The sequence below is a fragment of the Pseudomonas sp. RGM 3321 genome, assembly GCF_022836805.1.
Classification (GTDB): Bacteria; Pseudomonadota; Gammaproteobacteria; order Pseudomonadales; family Pseudomonadaceae; genus Aquipseudomonas.
Genome location: NZ_JALHBH010000120.1, coordinates 194,915 through 221,047, shown reverse-complemented (window position 1 = coordinate 221,047; position 26,133 = coordinate 194,915). Strand labels below are relative to the sequence as shown.

19 protein-coding genes are annotated in these 26,133 nt (G+C 58.3%); 16 read left to right on the top strand and 3 right to left on the bottom strand.

Annotated features, from left to right (window positions below; all coding sequences use genetic code 11):
• Nucleotides 1-2: 2 nt before the first annotated feature.
• Genes RGM3321_RS24680 through RGM3321_RS24660 form a run of 5 tightly spaced genes read left to right on the top strand, consistent with a single transcriptional unit; the run spans nt 3 to nt 5,618 of the window.
• Nucleotides 3-1,631: an FGGY-family carbohydrate kinase gene (locus RGM3321_RS24680; RefSeq protein ID WP_244395216.1), complete on the top strand. Its 1,629-nt coding sequence runs from the start codon at nt 3-5 to the stop codon at nt 1,629-1,631.
• The gene (locus RGM3321_RS24675; RefSeq protein ID WP_244395215.1) at nt 1,628-2,311 is read left to right on the top strand and encodes a class II aldolase/adducin family protein; all 684 of its coding nucleotides are present in this window, start codon (nt 1,628-1,630) and stop codon (nt 2,309-2,311) included. The genes RGM3321_RS24680 and RGM3321_RS24675 overlap by 4 nt, the downstream gene beginning before the upstream one ends.
• Nucleotides 2,308-3,789, top strand: coding sequence for an aminotransferase class III-fold pyridoxal phosphate-dependent enzyme (locus RGM3321_RS24670; protein ID WP_244395214.1), 1,482 nt, complete (start codon nt 2,308-2,310; stop codon nt 3,787-3,789). Before RGM3321_RS24675 ends, RGM3321_RS24670 begins: the two co-directional genes overlap by 4 nt.
• A 10-nt stretch (nt 3,790-3,799) precedes the next feature.
• The gene (locus RGM3321_RS24665) at nt 3,800-4,420 is read left to right on the top strand and encodes a class II aldolase/adducin family protein (RefSeq protein ID WP_244395213.1); all 621 of its coding nucleotides are present in this window, start codon (nt 3,800-3,802) and stop codon (nt 4,418-4,420) included.
• Nucleotides 4,421-4,442: 22 nt separating this feature from the next.
• Nucleotides 4,443-5,618, top strand: coding sequence for an MFS transporter (locus tag RGM3321_RS24660; RefSeq protein WP_244395212.1), 1,176 nt, complete (start codon nt 4,443-4,445; stop codon nt 5,616-5,618).
• Between the two features lie 204 nt (nt 5,619-5,822).
• On the opposite strand, the gene RGM3321_RS24655 is transcribed toward RGM3321_RS24660, so the two are convergent.
• Both RGM3321_RS24655 and RGM3321_RS24650 read right to left on the bottom strand, forming a co-directional pair.
• Nucleotides 5,823-6,734: a hypothetical protein gene (locus RGM3321_RS24655; protein WP_244395211.1), complete on the bottom strand. Its 912-nt coding sequence runs from the start codon at nt 6,732-6,734 to the stop codon at nt 5,823-5,825.
• A 139-nt stretch (nt 6,735-6,873) separates the two neighbouring features.
• Nucleotides 6,874-10,263 carry a hypothetical protein gene (locus tag RGM3321_RS24650; RefSeq protein WP_244395356.1) on the bottom strand — a complete coding sequence of 1,130 codons (3,390 nt, stop codon included), beginning with the start codon at nt 10,261-10,263 and terminating at the stop codon, nt 6,874-6,876.
• Here RGM3321_RS24650 and RGM3321_RS24645 point away from each other — a divergent pair.
• Together RGM3321_RS24645 and RGM3321_RS24640 are read left to right on the top strand one after the other, a co-directional pair.
• Complete coding sequence (locus RGM3321_RS24645; RefSeq protein ID WP_244395365.1) at nt 10,159-10,530, top strand: hypothetical protein; 372 nt, start codon at nt 10,159-10,161, stop codon at nt 10,528-10,530. The genes RGM3321_RS24650 and RGM3321_RS24645 overlap by 105 nt on opposite strands.
• A 466-nt stretch (nt 10,531-10,996) precedes the next feature.
• The gene (locus RGM3321_RS24640; protein WP_244395210.1) at nt 10,997-11,236 is read left to right on the top strand and encodes a hypothetical protein; all 240 of its coding nucleotides are present in this window, start codon (nt 10,997-10,999) and stop codon (nt 11,234-11,236) included.
• 46 nt (nt 11,237-11,282) lie between these two features.
• On the opposite strand, the gene RGM3321_RS24635 is transcribed toward RGM3321_RS24640, so the two are convergent.
• The gene (locus tag RGM3321_RS24635) at nt 11,283-12,539 is read right to left on the bottom strand and encodes an MFS transporter (RefSeq protein ID WP_244395209.1); all 1,257 of its coding nucleotides are present in this window, start codon (nt 12,537-12,539) and stop codon (nt 11,283-11,285) included.
• A 646-nt stretch (nt 12,540-13,185) separates the two neighbouring features.
• Here RGM3321_RS24635 and RGM3321_RS24630 point away from each other — a divergent pair.
• The 9 genes from RGM3321_RS24630 to RGM3321_RS24590 all read left to right on the top strand — a co-directional run bounded on the left by RGM3321_RS24630 (nt 13,186) and on the right by RGM3321_RS24590 (nt 26,132).
• Nucleotides 13,186-13,695: a sigma-70 family RNA polymerase sigma factor gene (locus tag RGM3321_RS24630; protein ID WP_005757773.1), complete on the top strand. Its 510-nt coding sequence runs from the start codon at nt 13,186-13,188 to the stop codon at nt 13,693-13,695.
• On the top strand, nt 13,692-14,657 hold the full coding sequence (locus RGM3321_RS24625) for a FecR domain-containing protein (protein WP_244395208.1): 966 nt from the start codon (nt 13,692-13,694) through the stop codon (nt 14,655-14,657). The genes RGM3321_RS24630 and RGM3321_RS24625 overlap by 4 nt, the downstream gene beginning before the upstream one ends.
• A 69-nt stretch (nt 14,658-14,726) precedes the next feature.
• Nucleotides 14,727-17,135 (top strand): TonB-dependent receptor, encoded by a 2,409-nt coding sequence (locus RGM3321_RS24620; RefSeq protein WP_244395207.1) that lies wholly within the window; start codon nt 14,727-14,729, stop codon nt 17,133-17,135.
• Between the two features lie 345 nt (nt 17,136-17,480).
• Entirely contained in the window at nt 17,481-18,857 is a 1,377-nt protein-coding gene (locus tag RGM3321_RS24615) for a diaminobutyrate--2-oxoglutarate transaminase (RefSeq protein ID WP_244395206.1), read from the top strand.
• Between the two features lie 238 nt (nt 18,858-19,095).
• Nucleotides 19,096-20,880 (top strand): IucA/IucC family protein, encoded by a 1,785-nt coding sequence (locus RGM3321_RS24610; RefSeq protein ID WP_244395205.1) that lies wholly within the window; start codon nt 19,096-19,098, stop codon nt 20,878-20,880.
• Nucleotides 20,873-22,081, top strand: a complete 1,209-nt coding sequence (locus tag RGM3321_RS24605; RefSeq protein ID WP_244395204.1) for a type III PLP-dependent enzyme — start codon at nt 20,873-20,875, stop codon at nt 22,079-22,081. The genes RGM3321_RS24610 and RGM3321_RS24605 overlap by 8 nt, the downstream gene beginning before the upstream one ends.
• On the top strand, nt 22,078-23,484 hold the full coding sequence (locus RGM3321_RS24600) for a DHA2 family efflux MFS transporter permease subunit (RefSeq protein ID WP_244395203.1): 1,407 nt from the start codon (nt 22,078-22,080) through the stop codon (nt 23,482-23,484). The genes RGM3321_RS24605 and RGM3321_RS24600 overlap by 4 nt, the downstream gene beginning before the upstream one ends.
• A 21-nt stretch (nt 23,485-23,505) precedes the next feature.
• The gene (locus RGM3321_RS24595) at nt 23,506-25,359 is read left to right on the top strand and encodes an IucA/IucC family protein (protein WP_244395202.1); all 1,854 of its coding nucleotides are present in this window, start codon (nt 23,506-23,508) and stop codon (nt 25,357-25,359) included.
• The gene (locus RGM3321_RS24590) at nt 25,359-26,132 is read left to right on the top strand and encodes an aldolase/citrate lyase family protein (RefSeq protein ID WP_244395201.1); all 774 of its coding nucleotides are present in this window, start codon (nt 25,359-25,361) and stop codon (nt 26,130-26,132) included. Before RGM3321_RS24595 ends, RGM3321_RS24590 begins: the two co-directional genes overlap by 1 nt.
• Nucleotide 26,133 lies beyond the last annotated feature (1 nt).

The following is a 26,133-nucleotide window of genomic DNA, read 5'->3' as shown; positions in this document are numbered from 1 at the left end:
TTATGACTTCGCTTTTCATTTCCCGGACGCCTGAGGCGGTTACCGGCCTGGAGCAACTCGTCCTCGCGATTGACCTGGGAACGTCCGGCTGCAAGTGCGCACTGGTCTCCATTGAGGGAGACATCCGTGCCTGGGCGTTTCACGGTGTGCCGTTGCATGTCAGTGGCCTGAGTGCAGAGCAGGAGCCGGAGGACTGGTGGAATGCTTTCATGCTTGGCGCCAACGAGCTGCTGGGAGCCGACCCGCTCAGGCGTCGTCAGGTCGTGGCCATCTGTTGCTCCACGCAAAGCGAAGGCACGGTCTGTGTCGACCGCAATGGGGCCGCGATTGGCCGGGCACTGCTGTGGCTGGACAAGCGCGGCGCCGACTCCATCAAACAGCGAATGGGCGGAGGCTGGTGCAATCTTGGCGGCTACGGGCCACTCAAGCTCTGGCGTTCGTTGCGACTGACAGGCGGGGTGGCGTCTCTGTCCGGGATGGACTCGGCCGGGCACATGGCCTACATCCTTGATCATGACCCTGCACGGTATGAAAAGACCCACAAGTTTCTGAATGTGCTCGACTACATGAACATGCGGTTGTCGGGTCGTTACTGTGCGACAGGCGACTCGATGCTGACCGCCTGGATTACCGACAATCGGGACCCTCATCGCATTCGCTACGATGACGGGCTGATAAAGGCGCTGGGCATCGACGCCGGCAGACTGCCCGAGCTGGTGGGCTCGACCGAAGTCATCGGCACATTGAAACCCGAGCTGGCAGATGTATTGGGGCTACCTCGATCCACGCCCGTGGTTGCAGGTGCCGTAGACACTTCGGCAGTGGCTGTTGGTGCCACGGTGCGGGACTTTGCTCCGCACCTTTACCTGGGCACCTCGTCCTGGGTCGGCGCGCACGTACCGTTCAAGAAATCCAGTGTCCGCCACCATATTGCTGCGGTTCCCAGTGCGGTCAAGGGCCGTTATCTGGCAATGGCCATGCAATCGGCTGCAGGTGCCAACCTGTCGTTTCTGCGTGACAAAGTGCTTTACCACCCGGACGAGCTGTTGAGCGATGAGCAACAGCCGGATGTATATGCCTTGCTTGACCGTATCGCAGCGCGCGTGCCGCCGGGTTCGCGCGGGCTGATCTACACGCCATGGCTGTGTGGCGAACGCTCCCCGGTTGGTGATCCGAGCCTGCGTGCCGGCTTGATCAACCTGAAACTCGAACATTCCAGGGAAGACATTATCCGGGCCTTCATGGAAGGCGTTGCCCATAACACACGCTGGATGCTGGCGCCGTTCTCGCGGTTTATCGGCCAGTCGAGCGGAGTCATCGTCGCCACCGGAGGCGGAGCGCAATCGGATGTGTGGTGCCAGATCATGGCCGATGTCTGCGGGCGTGTCATTCAGCAACCGCACAACCCCATTCAGACCAACGCCCGCGGCGCGGCATTCATCGCTGCGGTAGCGCTCGGGAAGTTGCAGTTCAACGATCTTCCGACACTGCAAAGGCCGCATCGACTGTACGAGCCATCCCGGTCAACCCGAAACCTGTATGACGACCGCTTCGCCACGTTCAAGGAAGTCCGCAAACGCCTGGCACCGCTGTATCGCAGGTTGAACCAACCCCAGGAGACGACACCATGAACAACGTCCAACAACAGATCGTCGACCTGTCGCGGCATCTCTCACGCCGCGGCTTCTTCGCCGCCACCGGCGGCAACCTTGCGCTGCGTATCGACGCGCTGCACATCGCGGTCACGCCGTCGGCCACCGACTATTTCAGCATGCGACCGGAGGATGTCTGCGTCCTGCGGCTCAAGGATCTGCAGCAACTGTCGGGTGAGCGTTCGCCTTCGGTGGAAAGCGAGTTGCACGCCAAAGTCCTGCGCAGTCGCCCGGATGTCAATTGCAGTATCCACACCCACCAACCCCTGGCCAGCGCCTGCACATTGTTCGGCAAAGCGCTGGACGTGCCTTACCCACCGCTATGGAAATCGCTGGGCAAACGCATTCAATTGGTGGGTTACGCGCCGTCCGGCTCCGGCTGGCTGGCCGGCAAGCTCGGCAGGGCCATCCGGCCGGATCACAACGTTTACCTGATGCGCAATCACGGCGTTCTGTGTTGCGGTCCGGATATCGAGACCACCCTGACGCGCCTGGAGGACCTGGAAACATTCTGTCGTGATCATCTTATCAACCAGATCAAAGTCAATACCCGTGGAAAACCTGAGTCACGCGCTGCAATAGCCCGCCTGATCGACGCCCTGACCAGTTCCAGCTCGCACGCACTCAGCCCTCAGACTTTTTCAGAGACTCAATCATGAACGAACATCTTGACCCTGCCAGCATGCCTGCAATTCCCGAATCGGCCGTATCGCAATGGCCGGACGTCGATTCCCTCTATCGCCGGTTCGACGAACTGGTGAAACAGCCCATTCGCCCGATCAAACGTGAAGCAATGAGCAAGGTCATGGGCTATTTCGATGAGCGCTGTCAGGGCTCGAAGCGTCTTTCCGAGGCAGCCAAAAAAGTCATACCGGGAGGTGTGCAACACAACCTCGCGTTCAACTATCCGTTTCCGCTGGCCTTCGCCCAGGCCAAAGGTGCGCACCTGACGGATGTCGACGGCAATCGCTACACCGATTTTCTACAGGCAGGTGGCCCCACATTGTTGGGTTCGAATCACCCGGCCATTCGCGAGCAGGTCAACCGTGTTCTCGATGAATGCGGGCCGGTGACCGGCTTGCTGCATGAATACGAGGTCAAGCTGGCCGAACTGGTCTGTGAAGTGATGCCCGGTGTCGACATGCTGCGCTTGCTGGGCTCGGGCACTGAAGCGGTGATGGCAGCGGTACGCCTGGCACGCGCCTACACCAGCAAGAAGTGGGTGATCAAAATCGGCGGCGCCTATCACGGCTGGAGCGACCAACTGGTCTACGGCATGCGCCTGCCGGGCACCGGACGCATGGAGGCGGTGGGTATTCCGCGAGGCGCTACGGCAAACACGCAGGAGAGCCCGCCCAATAATCTGGATGCATTACGCCGCAGGCTGCAGATCAATCGCCTTCGTGGCGGCACTGCAGCGATTATGGTCGAACCCTTCGGCCCGGAAAGTGGCACACGCCCGGTACACGCGGACTTCAACCGACAGTTGCGTGCGCTGTGCAACGAATTTGGCGCACTGCTTATTTTCGACGAGGTGGTCACCGGGTTTCGTGCGGGCCTGGGCGGCGCGCAAGCTTATTTCAATGTCATGCCGGACATCACGGTACTGGGTAAATGCCTGACGGGAGGCTACCCGATGGCGGGTGCCATTGGCGGACGCAGAGACGTGATGCAACTGCTGGCCGGTGGCATTGGTACATCTTCCCGAAGGGCGTTCGTGGGCGGGACGCTGTCGGCTAACCCGCTGTCGTGCGTCGCCGGTTATTACGCGCTGCTGGAAGCGCGCCGCCTGAACGCGCCGGCGCTGGCGGGCAGGGCGGGCGACCGCATGCGCGCAGGACTTGATGAAATCATCAATCGACGTGGCTTGCCTTATGTTGCCTACAACATGGGCTCTATCGTGCATCTGCAGACTTCCGGTGTGCTGCTGCTTGACACCAGTAATCCGCTCAAGCTGCTCAGGGCACGCAATGAAGCCAAGACCCGCAAGCACATGATGGAGGAGATGGGGGCCGCGTATACCGCTCACGGCCTGATCACCCTCGCGGGCAGCCGTATCTACACCAGCCTGGCAGACACCGACGACGTCATTGATGACGCGCTCGAGCGGTTCGACGCCGTTTTTCAACTGGTGTGAGGTGAGCACCATGCGCGATTTACTTCGAAAGCAGTGGTTTGAGCTGCGCGAACGGATGATGGGTCAGGTGGACTCACACAGCAGTATTTCATTGCGCTTGCCAGGCGAGCAGGGCATGTGGCTAGGGAAACTCGACGACCTGGCACCGCAGGCTGTCGCGTTTTCCTATTCCGCAGAGGATGAGCGCCAGACCCACGCAGCTATCTACAGGGTTCGTGCCGATGTCGGCGCAATCCTGATCGGCGGTGGGGCCTTTGCAAAAAGCCTTGTCGATTTTGGCGGTGTCCTGCCGATTCTATTTGATGAGCAGGCACGTCACATAGGCCACATGGGTTCGCCCGCCAGTGCTGATAGGCCCCTGGCACATGCATTGACGCGTGGCGGGAATGCCGCGGTTATCGATGGAATTCCGGCTGTGATGGGCACCACAGGCCCTCGAATGGTGCTCAACGCAGAATTGTTCGAAAAGTGCGCCAAGGCCTACACCCTGGCCAAGGCGTGCGGTACGCACCTCACGCTATTGCCCTGGTGGGTGGTGCTGGTCGCCAACGGAAGACTGATGAAAGACGAGAAGCGGGCGGCGCAGTGTTTTGCCGAAGGCAAGATCCCACCAGAAACCCGCGGTTACTAAAACTTCTCAAGAGGCGCATGCCATGCAAACGTCGTCCGCTGTAACTCGCAGGCATTTGAGTGCCGCATTGGCACTGGGCTCTGTCGCGGTATTGATGGTGGGACTGCAGCCGCTGCTGTTGGGCGAATTGCTCGCGCAAAACCATGTGTCGCTTGAGGGCGTAGGGCTGGTCGCCATGGGCGAAATCGTGGCGCTGGGGCTGGGCGTGGTACTGGGTGACTTGCTGCGGTCAATGCTCAACCTGCGCCTGCTTACGGTCATCGCCATTCTGTGCGCAGCCGGAATGGACCTGGTTACGGCCAACGTCACTGGCGACGGACCGTTAACGGCGGCCCGCTCGCTGGCGGGACTGGCCGAGGGGCTACTGTTATGGGGGGCCGTGAGCCTGATCGTTCAGGGGCCTGCGCCGGATCGGGTGGCAGGTGTGTTCATGGTGGTTCAGACACTGGCTCAGGCACTGATAGCCGCAGCACTTGCGTATCTGATACTGCCTGATCAAAGTGTCTACGCAGGCTTTGTGTTTCTGGGAATTCTGACAGCAGGCTCCGTGCTGTTCGTTGCCTGGCTACCCAAACGCCTGCCGCAACAGCCTGACAAACAACCGGAAGTATCAGGCTTCAAATGGAACCTGAAGCAGGTGCTGCTATTGATGTTGGTGTTCATGCAGCTCTCGGCGGTAGGCGGGCTTTGGGCGTACCTGGAACCGCTGGGCATTCACGCAGGGCTGGATGCGCACTCGGCTCAATTGCTTGTCTCGGCGATGCTGTTCATGCAGGTCCTGGGCGGCTGTCTGGGCATTTTGCTGGTGCGCCGGGTGCCTGACTATTCCATGCTGGCCGCCGCCGCACTGCTCCTGGCGAGCATTGCGCTGGGCATTTACATAACGGCTGATCAGGGCGTAAATGTATTTCTGGGACTGTGCGGTCTTTTTGCCCTGATCTACCTGATGTTGACGCCGTTTCAGGTGCGCATCGCGCTTCAAATCGACCCCTCGGGACGCATCGCCGGGCTCATTCCGGGCATGCAACTGCTGGGCTGCGCATTCGGACCGCTATTGGCGTCGCAGTGGGTATCAGGCGACAACGCTCAACCGGTGCTGCTGGTCAGTGTCTGGCTGTCGGTCACGGCGCTGTTTCTGGTTGCGCCGTTGCACCGACGGGCAGTCAGTCGAAGGGTTGGCGTTGCACGCAGAGCTTGAACCGTGCGCGAGCAGCAGCGGCGGCATTGAAGTTGAAAGGCACGCCGCCTTCGGAGTTGTTTTGAAACTGGTGGTGTCTGGATCGTTCAGGTGATGCTGCTGACATGCAGACTGCCGCGACGCATTTGGGCACTTGCCGAAAGCGCTATGCCTCTCCAGCGTGTGACATCGAGCGCAGATCCACCGCAGGCGTGAGATGGCACCTCATGATCCGTAATCCACATACCGCGCCATAAGGTTAGGGCGGCTAAACGTATCGATCGCATAAACCCGCTGCCACATGGCATCAACCTCGGCCTTGAACGTGGCGTCATCCATGTCGATCCAGTAGCGAGGGTCGCGACCGCGCTTCTGATCGTAGCTGGCAGTGACCGGGTCCAGGTGCCGGTACGGTTCAAACAACGGGATGTCCGGAATCGGGCCGCTGGTGTCCATGTAGTTTTGCAGGAAGTCCCAGAGTGCGCAGGGGCGTTGCTGGAAATCGTCGGCGTTCATCAGCATATGAAAATTGATCTTACGGTCTTCATAGCGGTGCTGAAGCAATAGCCCGTATGTAGGGCCGTGGCGATTATTGGTGGTGGTCATGTAGGCGTCGAACTCATAAAAAGGCGCAACGAATTCGTCGATCACACCTTCTTTTCGATGGCGTTTATAGTCGAATATCGTGACCAGACCGGTTCTACGATTAAGCTCCCAGTCTGGTCCCTTTGGTGCACGAAACCAAACGCGAGGGAAGTGGTAAATGACGACATGGCTGATGAGCCAGAGGAGTAATGGGATACCTACGAATACAGGATAGACGCTTAGCAAAAGCTCAATGGTTACATTCTGCCAAGATAGATGAGATGCATCGATGGCTACCAGATGCGTGATAAGCAATGGTAGAAAAAGTACGATTAAACTTCCTTTTGAAAATTGCAGCATGATCAGCCAGAACTGTGATGTAGACGGAAGTGGCGCGAATCTGAAACGTTCATTGTCGCACTTACTGTGTAGATTAACGCCTTCAAAGATAGCGGGTACATAGGTACCGTTTGCTTGCTTTTCCTCCTTTTCTTTTGCGACTTTCTCCCAGAATCTCATGCTTTCCGGGGTAGAGTCCTCAAAGAGTTTCATTGACGCTGTCTGTTGTGTGCAGCCCCAAGGCATGCGTATAGAACATACTGAGGAGGAGTTCGCTCGCAACGTTGATATCTGTTCAGGAATAGTGTCAGGCCGGAAGGTCTGCGACCCGTAATAGGCGCTCTTGTTTGAGTCAGTCATTGAAAGAGGTCTTATGAGCTTCTTCATCAGCCCAGAATGGTTGGTTGATTTTGTTGAAATTGGGCGTTGCCCAATCTCGACTGTATTGAGTCGGGTCTTTGACCGGAGGGGCAGGGAAATAGAGTTTTTTTCCTCCGCTGTCCACGATAAACTGTGCCCTCACGGCCCATTGGTAATAGTGTCTGCTGCTGCCTGTAGATGATACTTGATTAGCGGGCGTGGCAAAAAATAGCTCCAATGCGTCCACGTGAAGACGCTGTGCCTTAGGGGTTTCAAGTCTGTCAGCGATTTCAATTTCTGCACGATAAGGTACGCCTTGGATATTCGCTCTTTCGGTAACGCGGCATAACTTGCAGCCCGCCTGAATGCTCAGGCTGCCGAGACTGCCGATAAGCCCTGGCAAGCGACTCTGCAAGCGAATTATCGTGTCTGCGCTGCGTACGGCATGCGGGATGTCTGCATGAGTATCAAATTTGGCGTTCTGTTCGTAAGCCGGATTTTTTTGTATTGAGATACTGATGCCGGCAAGCAGGCTGGTCAGTCGGTAAAAGGACTCCGAAGGGTCCTGTAAATAATGGTCAATCGAACGGCTCTCGCCAAATGGGCCGTTGGCCAACCATGATTCCAGCGCCGTTGAACTCAGCAAGATGACCAGGCCTACGCCCACTCCGACCAACAGTAATGCGGCCCAACCCAAAGCGGTGAGATTAAGAAGAGTTACAGCCGCCCCGAACAAGGTTCCCAGCGAACCTGCTAGACCACCTAGAGATATCAGCAAATATCCGTACAGCGCTTTATCGTTCCATTGCCATGCTTGCCACGCATCTATTGCATTCACTGCGGATAGAGTTACTCCGGAAACAAAAATACCTATTATCCGACCCGTCACTGAATGAATGAGTTTTTTGGCTAGCAACTCACCAAAGAAAATCGCTGTCTTTTTTGAATTGATGTTGAATAAAGTTTTCCGTCCTAAAGAAAATAATATTTTTTGACTGCCCAGCTTGACCGCCAAGGCCTCGGCCGCAATTGCTAAATCCAATAAGGCTCCTCCCAATCCCGCGCCGGCTCTCAGAAATCCTTTTTCGCGTATTGACTGCGCAAATGCCTCACTCTCCGAACTCACATTCCAAACCTCCAGCATCAACACCGCCAGACAAAACGGTGTCGATCCCAGCACCCGATAAGCCGCCTTGTTCTTCTCCGAATCCAGCCCCTCAATGGCCTCACTCAAACCGCTCTTCGCCCGAATATGACCCCGTTCAGCATCACTCACCGCACCGGCCGCTTCACGGGCTTTTTTAAGCGTTCGGTTCATGTCGCCGACCACCTGCGCGGTTTTGTGGCCGCGTGGAATCACCAGCACCAGATGGTCGCCCTTGGGCAGGCGGGTAGAAAAGGGATGCGGAGGGGCGATGTCGCCGAAGGGCGTTCCGTCGGGTCTCAGATATTCGCCATAGCGTGTTTTTGGCAATGACTCCCGGCCGGGCAGGTCTTCCAGACCGAATACATAGTGTTGTGGAGTGACCTGATTACGGCGGATCAGGAAGGCCGCACCGAAATGCTCGGGCATCATGCTGCGCAGTTGTTGTACGCCTCGGCCCTGGCGGTTGACGTTTATCTTGTGGGCGTTGGTGCCGAGGCGTTCTTGTATCTGGGCCAGTCGGTCGTTTGCCGAGCGGACGTTGGCATTGGCGCTGTTTGCATTACCTTTGGCTGACGCAAGAGTCTGGCTGGCTTTGGCGACGGCGTTCGCAGCGCCATCTGCGGCGCTTTGCAGGTTTTCAAAGATCCCGACCAGCGCAGCTGTTGTAGCTTTGCCGTTGTTGATCAGGAAGAAGTTCTGCAGGCTGTCGCCCGCCAGCAGGTTAGCGAGGGTGGTGGCGTCCAGTGTGACTTGGGCGATGGGGTCAGGCGCTGGCTGAGTCTCGAAACGGGCCAGTTCGGTGGCGCGAAAACGGCCGTCGCCTTTGTTCTCGTCATCTGTAACCGGCACGACATAAGGCGCGCAAGCGGTCTGTAGATCGCACTCGGGCCAGAGCATGAGGTGCAGGGGCGATGTGTCATCGCTGGCCGTCTGGTTCAAAAACTTCTGCCCAAGGCTCACGGCCTGATCCCATAGCCCAACACCCGTGACCGCATCCACCATGTCGCCACCGGGTGCCATCGGATCGACGTTGGATGGCAGCAGCGCGAGAGTCGCCAGCGTCCGACTCAACTCATACATCGCCGCCACGTAGTCGAAACCTTCAAGGCTCAGGTGATCCGCCAGCATTTGCTCCGTGGCGCTTTGTTTAAGGCTGGCAACCAGCGCGTCCTGAGCACTGAGCATGTGCCGCCAGACCAACGCGCGCTGGACCGTGGCAGTGCATTGGTTGATCGCTCGTTTGCCCGGCTCATGCAGCTTGGCCATCGCCGCATGCAGCGGGTTTTCCTGACCGCGAATACTGCGCGGCACCACCAGTTGTTGCACCAGCAACGCGCTGGCATGGTGTGGGTGAAGAACGGCGTGTCGGGCGCACAGTGCGAACAGTTGCTGGCACGTATCGACACGTTGCCGCAGATGACGCAGTCGATAACAGGCATCGTCCAGCAGCACGCCGCAGACCTGCCGCTGCCGCGCTTTGTCCAACACATCGACGACACCGGCCTGCGCTTCCCAGAGCACCCCCGCATCGACGGGCTCGGCATCCGCTTCGATCGGCAAACTGGCGAGCAGCGCGTCGGCCATCGCTGTCAGCTCCAGGAGCCTGACATCCTGCACAGCAACACCTCTGCCAGCCTGAGCGAGAAATGCCTTGGCTTCTCTGAAGGACTCGATCGGAAACTGCCCTGACAGATCACACAGATACCGCGCCGGATGATCAAGCAGCCGTTCATAACCGGGCTGGCGGGCGCGCTGCGGTGCAGCCAGGCTGACCGGAAACGCGTTGTATTGCAGATTCAGCCGGGTCGCCTTGATCGGGGCGATGAGTGCCTGGGCGACAGGGTTTTTGGCATCAAAGCCGGAAAACGCATTGAGCATCACCTTGCCATCGGGTTTGCCCTTGTACAGGTCCGTGAAGCGCATTTTCGACCCGCTCAGGTCAGGTCTGTTGCAGCGCTGATCTCTTGAAGCCGCGTCTTTTTCCAGACGCTCAAGGCGTGCCGCGCTGAGCTGTATTTCCGAGAAACACAACTGTAGCGTCTGCACGTGCCGGTTGTTCCAGAGTGCTGGCAGCCAGATGTCCTCAAGCGCCTGGCCAGTGGCCTTGCGCTCGCCCGCTAGAAACCCGCTTTGCTGACGATATCGGGCCACGTCGATGTCGTGATACGTGTTGCCGGTTTCGCTGACGTGGATCTCCAGCTCGCGCCACAGCTTCTCCTGATAAAACACATACACATAACCCGCGCGAGCCAGCACCGGTGTGCCCATGTCGTCCACTGTCTTGGAACCGGGCAAGGCAACGAATGGCAGCACCGGAACGATCTGGTTGAACTGCGCATCGGCCTGTCGCGGCGTGACTTTCGTGCCGCTGAGCAACGGCAGGCGAATCGGCTCGCCTTCAAGGGTCGCGATCTGCAGATGAAGGTGCGTGCCCTCGATGTGATCCCAGACCTTCAGGGTGCTGCTGAACAGCTCCCTTTCCAGCACTTCCGATTTGGGTGAATAGATACGGGTTCCATCAGAACCGAGCAGCAAAACCTGCTGCTGGTCCGAATGCTTCTTGCCCACGATCTGGACGATCAGTTTGTCCATTTCGCAGGATGGTCCAGCGCTAAGGCTGCCGTTGGTCATTGTGTGAATTCCCTGTTCTGGCGTTGGTGATCGATACCGTCGAGGCCCAGACAGAAACGGACAGTTGGGCTAGTTGAATGCCGTGAGAGCTAACAAGAACAGTGCCAAATATTTTTTATTCATATAAATCAAAAGGTTAATTTTAAATGTGATTCGAGAGTGATTTCTCAGTCGAAAATCCAATAAAACCTGCGCGAGATTCTGCGTGCGATTACAAGATGTTGCGCAACGCCGTCAAAGCGCCGCGAGGCGAGGCTCGCAAGCGCCTAACCGATCTAAAACGAGCGCTGATTGCGCAATCTATTGCGCATCACTTCCCAAACTGACAGCTCTCGCCATGGCAATCAAAATAAGCGGTTCAGCCTGGGCTGCGACGCCCCCGGCCAGTCTGATGCCTGCCCTGCAACTGCTGGGCTGCGCATTCGGAACGCTATTGGCGTCGCAGTGGGTGTCTGGCGACAACGCTCAACCGGTGCTGCTGGTCAGTGTCTGGCTGTCGGTCACGGCGCTGTTTCTGGTTGCGCTGTTGCACCGGCGTGCGGTTAATAGAAGGATTGGGTTTGTGGATGGGGTTTGATTGGTCGCTTGGTCCGGTTACAGAGTGAACAAGCCACGGGCCTTACTCAATAGGGGCTTAACCAGGCGACCTGATTTCCCGTCTTCCATGCCAACGCACTTACGACGAGGAGCCCCAGTAACACGGAATACACCCAGTAAGCGCCGACCCAATCGTACGACCAACCTGCCAAAATAACGCCTATCAGCCCTGCAAAACGACTCGTGAAGTCAATGGCGCCGTACCAACTTCCAATGATTTCCTTGGGTAACGTTAGCTGAATGGCGCTAGCCGTACTACGAAAATATACGGTGGTGCCAAACTGGAATAGAAACATACCGACAGCCACCCATAAGAAACTTCCTTGGGAGCAGAGGGTGATTGCGATACCGGTGAACATTAACGCGCGGGCGGACAGTAGGGTGGTTATTAGGCTTCTGTCCTGGAAAGACGACATCGTAAATCCTCCCAGCACTGCGCCAGTGGTTCCGAGCGCATAAAGATAACCTGTTTGCTCGGGAGAAAACGCATGGAAATCTCGGAGAAAAGGAATCCATAAGAGCGCCAGTACGCTTATCACCAGAACGCAGGTAGAGTAAGAAGCAAGGAAATTACGCCACTGCGAGGACTTTAGAAGGCTCACGGTCGCCATCGAAGCGCCGGTCACGCTTTCCTGGAAACGCGCTTTGAATGATGAAGTATCGACATCCTGGCGGGTAACACTCTTGCCTGCGGCCGCTGACCACAGACTGAGCGCAAGAAACAAGGCGCCCATCATGAAGACGATTGAGGCAGTAAGAGCCATGGACAAGCCGACCTGGAAAATCACCAGCGCACCAATGGCAGGCCCTACCGCTCTGGCGACGCCGTTGATGATTGCAAGAAAGCCATTGACCCGTATTATCTCCTCCCTTGAAAAGAGGAAAGGAATAAAGGAAAACATGATAAGCCGGACGTACTGATGTACGAGGTCAACCAGGAAAGCAAATAACCATACCTGTTCGACAGAACTGCCTGGCGTCGAAAGGGTCGTAACAGCCACCGTAAAAATAATGATATTTATGATCTGGGTGGCGATGAACAGCTTCCATTTATCAAATCGATCAATAAACCCCGCCCCCAGCAGGGTGACCAGTATTTCAGCGCTGTAACCTATTGCATAGGTCGTCATGACGGACAGGGTTGAGCCCGTCAATGTGTAGGCCAGGTTGGCAAATGCCAAGTCGTATACCGCTTCGGAGAGCGCAATCAGTACGCCCACCGAAGCAAATATGTACAGTATCTTTTTGTTTGAAAGGGAAGGGCGTACACCGTATGCGTCCATTTTTGATAATCATCCTGTTAATGCGCAATTGTTACGCCCGGCCTCCACTTTCCTGCCGACTGATCTTCTTGATAATCGTCACTCCTCGCGCACTGCGTCAATCGTTTTCGTTTATCTTTTTAACGGCTGGTGCTGCTCTATTTTTGTGCCGGACCGTCCAATGTGGTGCGTGTTGGCTTCATCGAGAATTAGCTCATCTATTTAAATAGCGAGGCAGTGGTTTCTTGAGCTTTAGCGCGCGCGCCTAAATAGGGTGCGTTCAAATTGAATACGCAAACAGCGAGTCATCAAGTACCGTTGTTTTTAGCTGGCGGCCACGTATGAAGGGGCATTCTCAAACTCGGCGCAGCCTGAAAATCTAACGGGTCGGTGGCTGCGATTAGGCCGCAGCGAGCTGCCTGGTTATCGGCCGTAGTCCGACTTTTCGTCACAAAGGTTACAAACAGGACACGCAGGGTGCTTTTTCAGCGCTCATTTATCATCCGGGCGAATCTTCCCGATGCAGCGCAGATCAACGCGTTGCGGGCGAATGACCCCGATTTTACGCAGCGGCGGCGGGCTTTTTGAAAAAAAGAGCGTGGACTCGGGATATAACACTAATTAGAATCAGTCTCATTTGGCGCACCCATCGCTCAAGGCTTTTGACATGACTGAAGCAGCGACGCTATCACAGCAGACCTTGCATTCCCTTTACCGCGATCATCATGGCTGGCTGGAAAGCTGGTTGCGCAGACGCATGGGGAATGCCTGGGATGCTGCGGACCTGAGTCAGGATACGTTCCTGCGTGTACTGTCCAGCTCTCAGCAGATCGCCGATATGCAGGAGCCACGCGCGTACCTGCTGACCGTGGGCAAGCGCCTGCTCAGTAATTTCTATACTCGCCGCAGCCTGGAACAGGCTTACCTCGAAGCGCTGGCGCAGTTGCCTGAAGACAGCGTGCCGTCCCCCGAACAGCGCTGGCTGCTGCTCGAAACCCTGCAGGCACTGGACGAGTTACTCGATGGCCTGTCGGCAGTGGTGCGTCGCGCGTTTCTCTGGAGCCAGCTCGAGGGGCTGGGGTATCGGGAAATCGCAGAGCGCCTGGATGTTTCCGAACGCACCGTCAAACGTTATATGGCGCAAGCCTACGAACACTGCCTGCTGGTGGATTGGTGATTCGCTCAGCACCTTCTAACGAAGAACGCGAGGTAGTACGCAGGGCGGCGCAGTGGCTGGCGCTTCTCGAGTCCGGCGGTGCCAGCGAAGAAGATCACGCCATGCTGCAGCACTGGCGCGATAGCTCTGCCAGTCATGAGCGCGCCTGGCAGAAGGCGCAACAGCTGCGGCAGCGTTTTTTCGGCCTGCCTGCCAATCTGGCCATGGCTACTCTGGATCGTCCCGACAAGGCAAGACGCGCGGCGCTCAAACGGGCGCTGGGCGCTGTCGCACTGGTCCCTACCGCCTGGCTGGTGGGCCGTCAGCTGCCGCTGGATGTCTGGCGTGCCGACCTGCAAACCTCCGTTGGCGAGCACAAGCGTCTGTCCCTGGCCGATGGCAGCACCTTGCAACTGAACACCGACAGCGCGGTGAATGTCGATCTGGGTGCACGTCGAGTCACCCTTGTGCGTGGCGAGATAGCACTCAAGGTGCCGGGCAGGGCAGCACTGACCATCGAGGGCCCCTACGGGCGCGTCGTGGTCAGTCAGAGTGAAGTCTGTGTACGTCTCAACGAGAGCGATTGCCGTGTATCGGTGGTCAGCGGCTCGGTGCAACTCTATCCGCTGCAGGGGCCGGTGCTGGCATTGCATGCGCAACAACAGGTCAGCCTCAAACACGGTGGTGCCGGGCCTGTCAGCGCCTTCGATGCGTTGCTGCCCGGATGGCGCGACGATGTACTGACCGCGCAGAACCAGTCGCTGGGTGATTTTCTGCGCGAGCTGGGTCGCTACCGTCCGGGCCTGCTGCGCTGGGAGCCGGCGCTGGAAAACCTTCGGGTGACCGGCAGTTTCAGGCTCGACAATACCGACCGCGTGCTTTCGTTACTGGCTGCCAGCCTGCCGGTGGACGTGCAGATGCGGACCCGTTACTGGGTCACGCTGGTGCCTCGAAAAAATATCTCGACAAAAAATAATGCGTGAAGCTGTCCCTTTTTTTTGTCTCACTGGTCATTTCAGGTAAGTGCACAAAAAATACGAGAGTCTCCCTCTATGTCCGCAGTGTCTTCCTACCGTTTGCGTCCGCTTTTGCATTTCAGCCTGTTGCTGACGTTGAGTTCCAGTCCGTTGTTTGCCTCGACCAGTTGGGCCGACACCTCGGGCAAACGTGCCTATGAGGTGCCGGCCGGCAGTCTGAGTGCCGCGCTTACCCGCTTTGCCGGTCAGGCCGGGGTCAACCTCTCGGTAGACCCTGCGCTGGTGAACGGTCGAAACAGCTCCGGTCTGTCCGGCGAATTCGCGGTCGAGGAAGGCTTTGCGCGCTTGCTGCAAGGCTCTGGCCTGCAGCTGATGCCCGTCGGGGAGCAGGCTTACACGTTGATCCCGGCACCTGACAGCGCGAGCGCAGGCCTGCAACTCGCACCCACCTCGATTGTCGGTGACAGCGGCTCTACCGATGGCCAGGAATACGCAGGCGGCCAAGTGGCACGCAAAGGCTCGCAAGGCATGCTGGGCTCGCGGGACTTCATGGAAACGCCGTTCAGCATGACCACCTATACCAAGGACGCGGTGAAAAACCAGCAGGCCCGTACCCTTGGCGACCTGATTGCCAGCGACCCGTCGGTGCGTGCCACCAACCCGGCAGGCGGGCGTTACGAACAGTTCACCATTCGCGGCTTCAGCCTGTTCAACAGCGACGTCTCATACAACGGGTTGTACGGCATTCTGCCCACATACACCATCGACATGGAAATGGCCGAGCGGGTAGACATACTCAAGGGCCCAAGCCAGCTGATTAATGGCATTTCGCCGCGTGGCAGTGTCGGTGGGGGGATCAACGTGGTCCCCAAGCGCGCAACGGATAAACCCATCACCGAGCTGACCACCAGCTATGCGTCCAAGGGGCAGGCAGGCGCGGCGGTGGATGTGGCCCGTCGCTTTGGCGAGGACGACAAGTTCGGTATCCGCTTCAATGGCGTGAAGCAATCTGGTGACACCGAATGGGATCATCAAAGCGTTGATCGCGATATGGCCGTGCTGGGCCTGGATTTCCGCGGCGACCGTCTGCGCCTGTCGACGGATATCGGGCACACCGAGCGCGATACCGATGCCCCGCAGGAGCGCGTACAGGTGGGTGCCAATGCGAAGGTACCCAACGCCAACGATGTTCGCGACAACTATGCGCAGTCCTGGAGCAAGGCGCGCACCAAGGATACCTTCGGCGCAGTGAATGCCGAATATGACCTCAGCGACTCGGTGATGCTGTACGGCGGTGTCGGCGCGCGCAAAAGTAACCATGACTTCCTGCGCCATGCGGTATCGGTCACCAACGACGCAGGTGACTTCAGCGTTCAGCCGCGCGACTTCACCCGCGACGAAAATGTTCGCACAGCCACTGCCGGCGCACGCAGCTGGTTCAATACCGGACCGGTCAGCCACGAGGTCAATCTGGCTGCCAGCTATTTCTATATGGACTTTGAAAACGGTGGTGCACGCTACGCGGCCGCGCCGAGCAATCTCTACAATCCGGTCGACACGCCGACACCCTCCAACCCTACGCGAGCCGACTCCAAGGTTTACACCGAGAACCGTTTCAGCGGTGTGGCCCTGACCGACACACTGGGCTTTTTCGATGACCGCCTGTTGCTGACACTCGGTGCCCGCTGGCAACGAGTCAAGGTTGATGACTGGACCGACGACGTCAAGGGCGACACCTCCTATGACGAGGAAAAGGTCTCACCTTCAGGCGGCATTCTGTACAAAGTGACCGACGACTTCTCGGTGTATGCCAACTACATGGAGGGCTTGAGTCAGGGCAAGATCGCGCCGTCGACGTCGGTGAACGAAGACCAGATCTTCCCGCCTTTCGTGAGCCGCCAGATCGAGGTCGGGGCCAAATATGACCTGGGGTCATACGCATTCACTGCCAGCGTATTCCGTATCAAGCAACCGGCCTATGAGACCAACACAACCTCGCGCGTCTTCGGCCCGAACGGCAAGCGCCGCAACGACGGCGTCGAGCTGACCATGTTCGGCGAACCGCTCAAGGGCTTCCGCCTGCTGGGCGGGGTCATGTACATCGACAGCGAGCTGACCAATACCGTCAACGGCACGTTTGATGGCAATCGCGCACCTGCCACCCCCGAGTACAACGTCAATCTGGGCGCAGAATGGGACGTGCCGAGCGTCAAGGGCCTGACTCTGACCGGGCGGGGCATCTACACCAGCTCGCAGTACCTGGACCAGGCCAACGGCAAAAGCATCGATTCTTCCGAGCGCTTCGACGTGGGCGCGCGGTATGCGTTCAAGGTCGATCAGAAGGACATCACACTGCGGGCCAATGTCGAGAACGTCATGAACAAGTATTACTGGAGTTCGGCCGGAGCGTCGGATGACAGCGAGCCGGGCCTGACCCTGTCGACACCTCGGACCTATCTGCTGTCAGCGACTATCGGGTTCTGAGTCGACCGCGCAGCCCAGGGAAGGGCTCACCCGCGTAGTGAACAAACTGGCAGTCCTCATCGAGGAATAACCTGTGCGGCTATTAAATAATTAACCTGAGTATGACCATAGAAGAGTCTGTTATATAAGACTCTCTTTCGGTGTTTTACATAAATAACAAGCGCCCCTCTGAGTGATGGCACTTTGAATGATTCCGACGTGCAGGGCGGCGTATTCGCGTGCCTTGCAACTTTTTAAGTAAGCAATAACGTTCATTTAAATTTCATCTTGTTTTTTTGAAACAACGGGTTGCACTTTTAAGGAAATGATAATAGTTTGCATCCAGCATTTAGCGAGGACTAACCGATGTTGAATAATGGCTTATTGCAGTCTACTACGCCGCAGAAAACCAATGCCAACTATCTGGACAGGCAGAGCAAATTTGAATCCAATGTAAGAAGTTACCCGCGAAAGTTGCCATTGGCCATCGCCAAGGCACACGGCGTATGGGTCACAGATGTTGAAGGCACCACGTATCTGGACTGCCTGGCCGGTGCCGGAACACTGGCTCTGGGTCACAATCACGAAGCCATCATGGCCAGCCTCGACAGCTTCCTGACGTCCGGAATGCCCATGCACACCCTTGACCTGACCACCGCGGTCAAGGATGCCTTCAGCGAGACGCTGCTGAGCCTGCTGCCGGGCCAGGGACGCGATTACTGCCTGCAGTTCTGCGGGCCGTCCGGTGCCGATGCTGTCGAAGCCGCGATCAAGCTGGCCAAGACTGCCACCGGCCGGCACAACATCATCAGCTTTTCCGGCGCTTACCACGGCATGACTCACGGTGCTCTGGCATTGACCGGCAACACCGCGCCGAAAAATGCCGTCACCAACCTGATGCCCGGCGTGCAATTCCTGCCGTACCCTCATGAATACCGGTGCCCGTTGGGTATTGGCGGTGAAGCCGGCACCGAGGCGCTGAGTTACTACTTCACCCAGTTCATCGAAGACGTGGAAAGTGGCGTGTCGCTCCCGGCCGCCGTGATTCTGGAGGCGGTACAGGGCGAAGGGGGTGTCAATCCAGCGCCCGCTGCATGGCTGCGGCAGATTCGCGAAGTGACCCGCAAGCACGGCATTCTGCTGATTCTGGATGAAGTACAGGCTGGCTTTGGCCGTACCGGCAAGATGTTCGCCTTCGAACACGCCGAAATCGAGCCCGACGTCATCGTCATGTCCAAAGCCGTCGGTGGCGGCCTGCCGTTGGCCGTGCTCGGCTTCAAGCGCGAGTTCGACGCCTGGGCTCCGGGCAATCACGCGGGTACTTTCCGCGGCAATCAGATGGCGATGGCCACCGGCCTCGCGACCCTTGAAGTGCTGCAACGGCAAAACCTGGCTGCCCAGGCCGCAAAACGCGGCGACTGGCTCAAGGCACAGCTTGGCCTTTTGCAGCAACGTTATCCGATGATGGGTCAGGTGCGCGGACGCGGGCTGATGCTGGGCATCGAGATTGTCGATGAACGCAAGCCGGCGGACCGCCTCGGTAGCCTGCCAATGGACCCGGAACTGGCAGTTGCCATTCAGCAGCACTGTTTCAAACAGGGGCTGTTACTTGAGCGCGGCGGCCGAAATGGCAACGTGATTCGTTTGCTGCCGCCGCTGATCATTACCGAAGAACAATGCCAACTGGTCATCCAGCGATTCGAGGACGCCCTCAAGGCTGCATTGGCTCAGTTGCGCAAGTAAGCAGCCTGTAAACAGCGCGTAAGCAGTAATAGCAATGACGTTATCACCGCGCTTGAAACAGAACACGCACACAACGTTTGACTGAGCGAACCCATTGCACGTCGTGCAGAGATTATCAATTGGCTTGTTGCAGACAATAAGCCACACCGACAGTTAAGCCGTTGTGCCACAAGCGATAGATCAACGCTTGTTGCGACGTCACTTAAACAGTAAGCGTCAAGGCGACTGTGGAGCAGACATGACTAATACCGATCGCACCGTTTTATCAAACATGGTGAGCGAGCTGGCAACCACTCGTGCATTACTTAATTGCCTGATCAAGGAGTTCGCACTGCCTGAACAGTGCCTTCATTACACCTGGCCCCAGGGCATGCAAGGTATTGCGCCGGGCAGTTTCGTGGATGGCGGACAATGGAAGGGCATTCCACTCACCATCAGCCTGCCCAATGAGCAGCAGTTTTTTGTGCTGGTGGACCGCCGCGACCATCTGGGCAGCCATCGTTACCTGTCCGATGTTTATGCGCGGCAGGGGCAGGGCACCTGGCGCTGCCTGGCCTTTGGCGAATTCGCCCGGCAGTTGCTGGCCGCCTGCGAGCACATGACCCGGGCCAGCAACGACGAACTGCTCGATCAGGTCCTGCAAAGCCAGCACCTGACTGCCGCCATTGTCGCCCACAACATGACCGGCCAGCACCCGGCACCGCTGAGCGGTTATCTGGCCAGCGAACAGGGCTTGTGGTTCGGCCATCCCAATCACCCGGCTCCCAAGGCGCGTCTGTGGCCTGCGCATCTGGCGCAGGAGACCTATGCCCCGGAGTTTCAGGCACAGACCGCGTTGCATCTGTTCGAAGTGCCGCTGGACGGGCTGCGAATCACCTCCAATGGCTTGAGCGAAGCAGAGGTGATGTCCGGGTTCGCGGATCAATCGCGAGCCAGGCCCGGGCATGCGCTGATCTGCATGCATCCGGTACAGGCGCAATTGTTCATGCAGGACCGTCGTGTGCAAAGGCTGCTTGAGCTGGGGGACATCTCGGACCTGGGTGCCAGTGGCCTGCTGGCCAGCCCGACGGCTTCGATGCGCACCTGGTACATCGAAGGGCATGACTACTTCATCAAGGGCTCACTGAATGTGCGCATTACCAACTGCGTCAGGAAAAACGCCTGGTACGAACTGGAAAGCACGCTGATCATCGACGAATTGTTTCAGCGCTTGCAGCAGACACGGCCAGAAACCCTGGGCGGTCTGTCCACCGTGGGCGAGCCCGGCTCCATGAGCTGGGCACCCAAGGGCGCCAGCGAGAGCGACGGCCACTGGTTTCGCGAGCAGACCGGCGCCATTCTGCGCGAGAACTTCTGTCGTCGTTCCGGCGCTGATTCCAGCGTGATGGCGGGCACCTTGTTTGCGCGTGATCTGCGTTCGCGGCCTTTGGTGCACGACTTCCTTGAGCGTTTCAACGGCGGTGAACTTGAGGACCCGCACCTGCTGGACTGGTTCGATGAATACCAGGCCTTGCTGCTGCGCCCGGTGATGGCGCTGTTCTTCAATCATGGCATCGTAATGGAGCCGCATTTGCAGAACGCGGTGCTGATTCACGATAACGGACGCCCTCAGCAGCTGCTGTTACGCGACTTCGAAGGCGTCAAGCTGACCGATGAACTGGGCATCAAGGCGATTCAAGTCGGGCTGCATCCGCGAATTCGGCAGTCATTGCTCTACACCCGCGAACAAGGCTGGAATCGCATCACCTATTGCCTGCTGATCAACAACCTGTCCGAGGCCGTGCTCGCCTTGAGCTGGGAGCGTCCGCACCTGGCGCCGCTGATGTGGCAGCGAGTCGAGCGGCAGTTGCAACGCATCCGCGACGAGTTGGTGCTACCTGCGCCAGAGCTGGACGCGCTGATCGCCGGCCAGTCGATTGCCTGCAAGACCAACCTGAAGGTCCGACTCGCCGCCAAGGCCGACCGTGAGGCCAATTATGTGCGCCTCGCATCACCATGGGCCAAGGAGGCGCGTTATGCGTAAGTTGCCGGAAACCGTACTGGCCGCCATCAAAGAAGCTCAGGCACTGGAAAGCGACCCGCTGGCGGCTTTCGTCTACGATCTGGATGCGTTGCAACAGCATGTCACTGATGTCATGGCCGCACTGCCTGCGGGCGTTGAGCTGTATTACGCGATCAAAGCCAACAGCGAAGCATTGATGCTGGAAACCCTCGCGCCGCTGGTCAGTGGCTTTGAAATCTCTTCGGGGGGCGAGATCGAGCGGGTAATGGCCTGCCCGACACGCAAACCCTACGTGTTTTCCGGCCCTGGCAAGCTGGATTCCGACTTGCGCTCGGCGTTGCTGAACAAGGTTGAAGCCATCCATCTGGAAAGCCTCAACGAAATTGCGCGTTTGCAACGTCTGGCAGAAGAAACCGGGCGCGTGCAGCCGGTGTTTCTGCGCATCAATCCACAGTTACCCGCCGCGCAGTCGAGCAAGCTGGCAATGGCCGGCACCGCCACACCGTTCGGCATTGACGAAGCCGATCTGGCCGAAGCGGTAAGGCGCGTAGACAGCGCCAGCCACCTGACGCTCAAGGGTTTCCATGTACACGCCATGTCGCATCAGATGTCGGTTGAGCGTCATGAGCAGTTGCTGGATTTCTACCTGCAGCGCTGGCAGGAATGGAAAGCACTTTCCAGCTACCCGGAGCAGTTGACCCATTTCAACGTCGGCGGCGGCATTGGCGTCGATTATCTGAACAGTCAGCAGTTTGACTGGCAGCGCCTGTGCCGCTATCTGGAAAAACGCCTGGGCGAGCAGCGTGACGCACCGATCCTGCGCTTTGAGCCAGGGCGTTTCATCAGTGCCTATTGCGGTTATTACGCCATCGAGGTGCTGGACAGCAAAACCAGTCACGGCGAGCATTTTCTGGTCTGCCGCGGCGGCACTCACCAGTTTCGTCTGCCGGTTGCGCAAGGCCATGACCATCCGGTTATTCATGTGCCGAGTGTGCCAGCGACGGCCGTATCTGCGGAGCAGTCCTACACCGTGGTTGGCCAGTTGTGTACGCCAAAGGATGTATTGAGCCGCCGACAGCCACTCAAAGGCGTGAACATCGGTGATCTGCTGGTGTTGCCGCTGGCAGGGGCTTATGGCTACAACATCTCCCATGTCGATTTTCTCTGTCATCCAAGACCGGCACAGCACTTTGTGCGTAACGGCGAACGGGTTCGCACATGAGTCTGAGCGTCCCACGCCGTTGGGTAGTGTTCAATGTGCTGCTCGGTACGCTGACTGTCAGCCTGAGCAACAGCTCGCTCAACCCGGCGCTGCCAACGTTCATGGAGGCGTTTCAGGTCGGTCCGCTGCTGGCCACCTGGATCGTTGCAGGGTTCATGACCAGCATGGGCATGACCATGCCGCTGACCAGCTTTCTCAGTCAGCGCATCGGCCGCAAACGCCTGTACCTGTGGGGCGTGGCGCTGTTCATCGGAGGCTCGCTGCTGGGCGCGCTGGGCAACTCCATCGCGTTGGTGATCGCTGCGCGGGTGGTGCAGGGCATCGCCAGCGGGTTGATGATCCCGTTGTCGCTGGCGATCATTTTCTCTGTGTATGAAAAGCACGAGCGGGGCAGGGTGACCGGGCTCTGGAGCGCAGCGGTAATGCTCGCTCCGGCATTGGGGCCGCTGTGCGGCAGCCTGATGCTGGAGTGGTTCAGTTGGCGCTCGCTGTTCCTGATGAATGTGCCCATCGGCCTGCTGGCCTTGCTGTTGGGTGTCGGCGTGCTGCCAGACTCCGAGCCTGTCGAGCGCAAACCGTTCGACCTGATCGGCTATTTGCTGGTTGCCTCGGGCATCGGCTTGCTGATGATCGCCATCAGCCGCATGCACCGCGCCGAGGCACTGCTCGACCCGTTCAATCAGGGCATGGTGCTGGTCGCCGTGGCCTGTCTGATTGTTTTCGTCAGGGTCGAGTTGAGTCGCAAGGCGCCGCTGCTGAATCTGCGCCTGTTCAACCTGCGCGGTTACCGCCTGAGCGTGATCGTTGCCGTCGTGCAGTCGGTCGGCATGTTCGAATGCCTGGTCCTGTTGCCGCTGCTGGTGCAGACAGTACTGGGCTACAACCCGATCTGGACCGGCCTGGCCCTGCTGTGTACCGCAGCGTTCGCCAGCCTGTTCGGGCAGTGGGGTGGCAAGGCGCTGGACCGGCACGGTCCGCGCACAGTAGTCGCCATCGGCCTGCTGCTGACCGGTGCTTCAACCCTGGCGCTGGGCATGCTCAAGGCGGATACGGCGATCGGCGTGGTGTTCGTGCTGATGATGATTCGTGGCGCGGGCCTCGGGCTTTCCTACATGCCAGTGACGACGGCGGGGCTCAATGCCTTGCCCGAGCCGATGGTCACTCAGGGCGCGGCGATGAACAACATTTCCCGCCGTCTTGTGGCGTCGCTGGCAATTGTCATCGCCTCGCTGTGGCTGGAGTTTCGCCTGAACACTGCGGGACCGACCGCTACCCCATCGGCCATCAGTGAAGTCTTCATTGCCACCGGCCTGCTGATCCTGCTGGCACTGCCGTGTGCCTGGCGTTTCCCCCTTAACGACGAACGCGCCGAGGCACAGCCCGGCGCGGTCGAACCCCGATAATTTTTCGTTCGAGGTATGAACATGGCTACCCCTTTACCGCTGAAACGCAACACCGCTTCACCTTCAACGGCCACCGGTGCCTGGCTGGCTGATATCAACGCTGAGCGCTACCAACAAGTACAGCGCCGGGTGATCGGTCAATTGCTGCAAACCTTGCTGTACGAGGCTGCATTGCCTTATCGATGCGAGCCGCTGGACGATCATCGGCATCGTTTCACCGTCGCTGTCAGTGATGGTGTGGAGTACCACTGCGAAGGCCTGCTGAGTACCAGCTTCGAGCTGATCCGCCTCGATCACGCCACCCTTGAACGCTTGAACAGCACCGGTGAGCGTAGCGTGCCGGATTTGCATCTGGCGTTGACCGAGCTGCTCAGCCCGTTCAAGGACAGTCCGCATCTGGCGCGCTTCATCCAGGAAATAGAGCAGACCCAGCTCAAGGACCTGCAAGCACGCAGTCAGGGTTATCAGCCCGCAAAACCAGCACATGAGCTGGACGTTGACGCTTTGGAACAGCACTTCATGGACGCCCACAGCTACCACCCGTGCTACAAGTCACGGATCGGTTTTTCGTTGGCTGACAACTGTCACTACGGGCCCGAATTTGCCACGCCGTTCGGGGTGGTCTGGCTGGCAGTGGCGAAATCGAGCGCGTCGGTAGGTCATTCGCGCAACATGGATTTCCAGGCGTTTGTCCGCCAGGAACTGGGCAAACAGCGCTGGCAGGAAATTTCCCGGGACCTGGCCGCGCAGGGCAAATCCATTGAAGATTATCAACTGATGCCAGTGCATCCGTGGCAATGGGACAACGTCACGGTGTCGACTTTCTACCCGGAACTGGCCAGCGGAGAGCTGGTTTACCTGGGCACCTCGACCGACGTCTACAAGGCTCAGCAGTCGATTCGTACACTGGCCAATGCCAGCCAGCCCAAACGACCTTACGTCAAACTGGCGATGAGCATGACCAACACCTCCAGCACGCGCATTCTGGCGCGGCATACGGTGCTCAATGGTCCGATCATCACCGACTGGCTGCACCAGTTGATCGCCACCGACAGCACTGCGCGTGCGCTGGGTTTTGTGATTCTCGGCGAAGTTGCCGGTGTCAGCTACGACTATCGCCACCTGCCGGAAGCGCGCTCGGCGCAGACTTACGGCACGCTGGGTGCAATCTGGCGCGAAAGCCTGCATCAGTACCTCAAGGACGATGAGCAGGCCGTACCGTTCAATGGCTTGAGCCATGTGGAAAACCGTTATGGCGACGGCGCGCAGGCACCGTTCATCGACGCGTGGATCCGCCAGTACGGCCTCAAGGAATGGACCCGGCAATTGCTGCAGGTCACGGTGCCTCCGATCATCCATATGCTCTACGCCGAAGGCATCGGTATGGAGTCTCACGGTCAGAATATCGTGCTTATCGTCAAGCAGGGCTGGCCGCAGCGTATCGCCCTCAAGGACTTCCACGACGGTGTGCGTTACTCACCCGCGCATCTGGGCCGCCCTGAACTTTGTCCGGAGCTGGTCCCGCTGCCCGACAGCCACGCGAAACTCAACCGTAACTCGTTCATCATTACCGATGACGTGAATGCGGTACGCGACTTCTCCTGCGACTGCTTCTTCTTCATCTGCCTGGCCGAAATGGCGATCTTCCTGCGCCAGCAATACCAGCTGGATGAGGCGCTGTTCTGGCAGATGACCGCTGACGTCATTCTCGACTACCAGCGTGCACACCCGCAGCATCGCGAGCGCTTCAAGCTGTTTGACGTCTTCGCACCGTCCTATGAAGTGGAAGAACTGACCAAGCGCCGCCTGTTGGGTGACGGTGAGCGTCGCTTCCGCTCGGTGCCTAACCCGCTGCATACCTACAGGCCGCAATGATGCTCAGGACCAATACACTCAAGAGCAGACTTGGCAGCGAACAGCCGGTGTACGGGCTGATCAGTTCGATCCCGGCCCCGGCCGCCATCGAGTTGATCGCCGAGGCCGGTTTCGACTTCGTGATCATCGACATGGAACACGTGCTGATCAACCCGGAAACCGTGGAGAACATGATCCGGGTTGCAGAGAGCTACGACCTCACGCCATTGGTGCGGGTCGCCGATCTCAATCCGAAAACCCTGCTGCGCCTGCTTGATGGCGGTGCGCAGGGCATCGTTTTGCCGATGATCGAGAGCCCCGAGCAACTGGCGGACGCCATCGCCGCCTGCAAGTACCACCCGTTGGGGCACCGCAGCCTCAACGCCGGTCGTCCCGGCTCGTTCGGCAAGCACAGCCTGGCGCAGTACGTGGAAGCTGCCAATCAACAGATCATGGTAGTGGCGATGATCGAAAGCGCCGAAGGCGTGCGCCGCGCCGCCGAGATTGCACGTGTGCCTGGGCTGGACATGATTCTGGAGGGGGCCGCAGACCTGTCGCAGTCATTGGGCATGCCCTGGCAGATCGATCAACCCGATGTACAACAAGCGTTGCTGGCCACCTGGCAAGCCACCAAGGCAGCAGGCGTCGCCTATTGCACCATTCCCCGGAAAGACGGCGACGCTGCCCGCTGGCAGGCTCGCGGCGTCAATGCCTTTGTCCTCGGCGATGAGCGCGGCATTGCCTTTCGCGCACTTCAGGCGCGTCTGGCCCAACATTCAGCAGAAGGAAAATAAT

Bases quoted from the DNA above. Each gene is read 5' to 3' on its own strand.
- RGM3321_RS24680 (WP_244395216.1), top strand. From the start codon at position 3: ATGACTTCGCTTTTCATTTCCCGGACGCCTGAGGCGGTTACCGGCCTG.
- RGM3321_RS24675 (WP_244395215.1), top strand. From the start codon at position 1,628: ATGAACAACGTCCAACAACAGATCGTCGACCTGTCGCGGCATCTCTCA.
- RGM3321_RS24670 (WP_244395214.1), top strand. From the start codon at position 2,308: ATGAACGAACATCTTGACCCTGCCAGCATGCCTGCAATTCCCGAATCG.
- RGM3321_RS24665 (WP_244395213.1), top strand. From the start codon at position 3,800: ATGCGCGATTTACTTCGAAAGCAGTGGTTTGAGCTGCGCGAACGGATG.
- RGM3321_RS24660 (WP_244395212.1), top strand. From the start codon at position 4,443: ATGCAAACGTCGTCCGCTGTAACTCGCAGGCATTTGAGTGCCGCATTG.
- RGM3321_RS24655 (WP_244395211.1), bottom strand. From the start codon at position 6,734: ATGAAACTCTTTGAGGACTCTACCCCGGAAAGCATGAGATTCTGGGAG.
- RGM3321_RS24640 (WP_244395210.1), top strand. From the start codon at position 10,997: ATGGCAATCAAAATAAGCGGTTCAGCCTGGGCTGCGACGCCCCCGGCC.
- RGM3321_RS24635 (WP_244395209.1), bottom strand. From the start codon at position 12,539: ATGGACGCATACGGTGTACGCCCTTCCCTTTCAAACAAAAAGATACTG.
- RGM3321_RS24630 (WP_005757773.1), top strand. From the start codon at position 13,186: ATGACTGAAGCAGCGACGCTATCACAGCAGACCTTGCATTCCCTTTAC.
- RGM3321_RS24620 (WP_244395207.1), top strand. From the start codon at position 14,727: ATGTCCGCAGTGTCTTCCTACCGTTTGCGTCCGCTTTTGCATTTCAGC.
- RGM3321_RS24615 (WP_244395206.1), top strand. From the start codon at position 17,481: ATGTTGAATAATGGCTTATTGCAGTCTACTACGCCGCAGAAAACCAAT.
- RGM3321_RS24610 (WP_244395205.1), top strand. From the start codon at position 19,096: ATGACTAATACCGATCGCACCGTTTTATCAAACATGGTGAGCGAGCTG.
- RGM3321_RS24605 (WP_244395204.1), top strand. From the start codon at position 20,873: ATGCGTAAGTTGCCGGAAACCGTACTGGCCGCCATCAAAGAAGCTCAG.
- RGM3321_RS24600 (WP_244395203.1), top strand. From the start codon at position 22,078: ATGAGTCTGAGCGTCCCACGCCGTTGGGTAGTGTTCAATGTGCTGCTC.
- RGM3321_RS24595 (WP_244395202.1), top strand. From the start codon at position 23,506: ATGGCTACCCCTTTACCGCTGAAACGCAACACCGCTTCACCTTCAACG.
- RGM3321_RS24590 (WP_244395201.1), top strand. From the start codon at position 25,359: ATGCTCAGGACCAATACACTCAAGAGCAGACTTGGCAGCGAACAGCCG.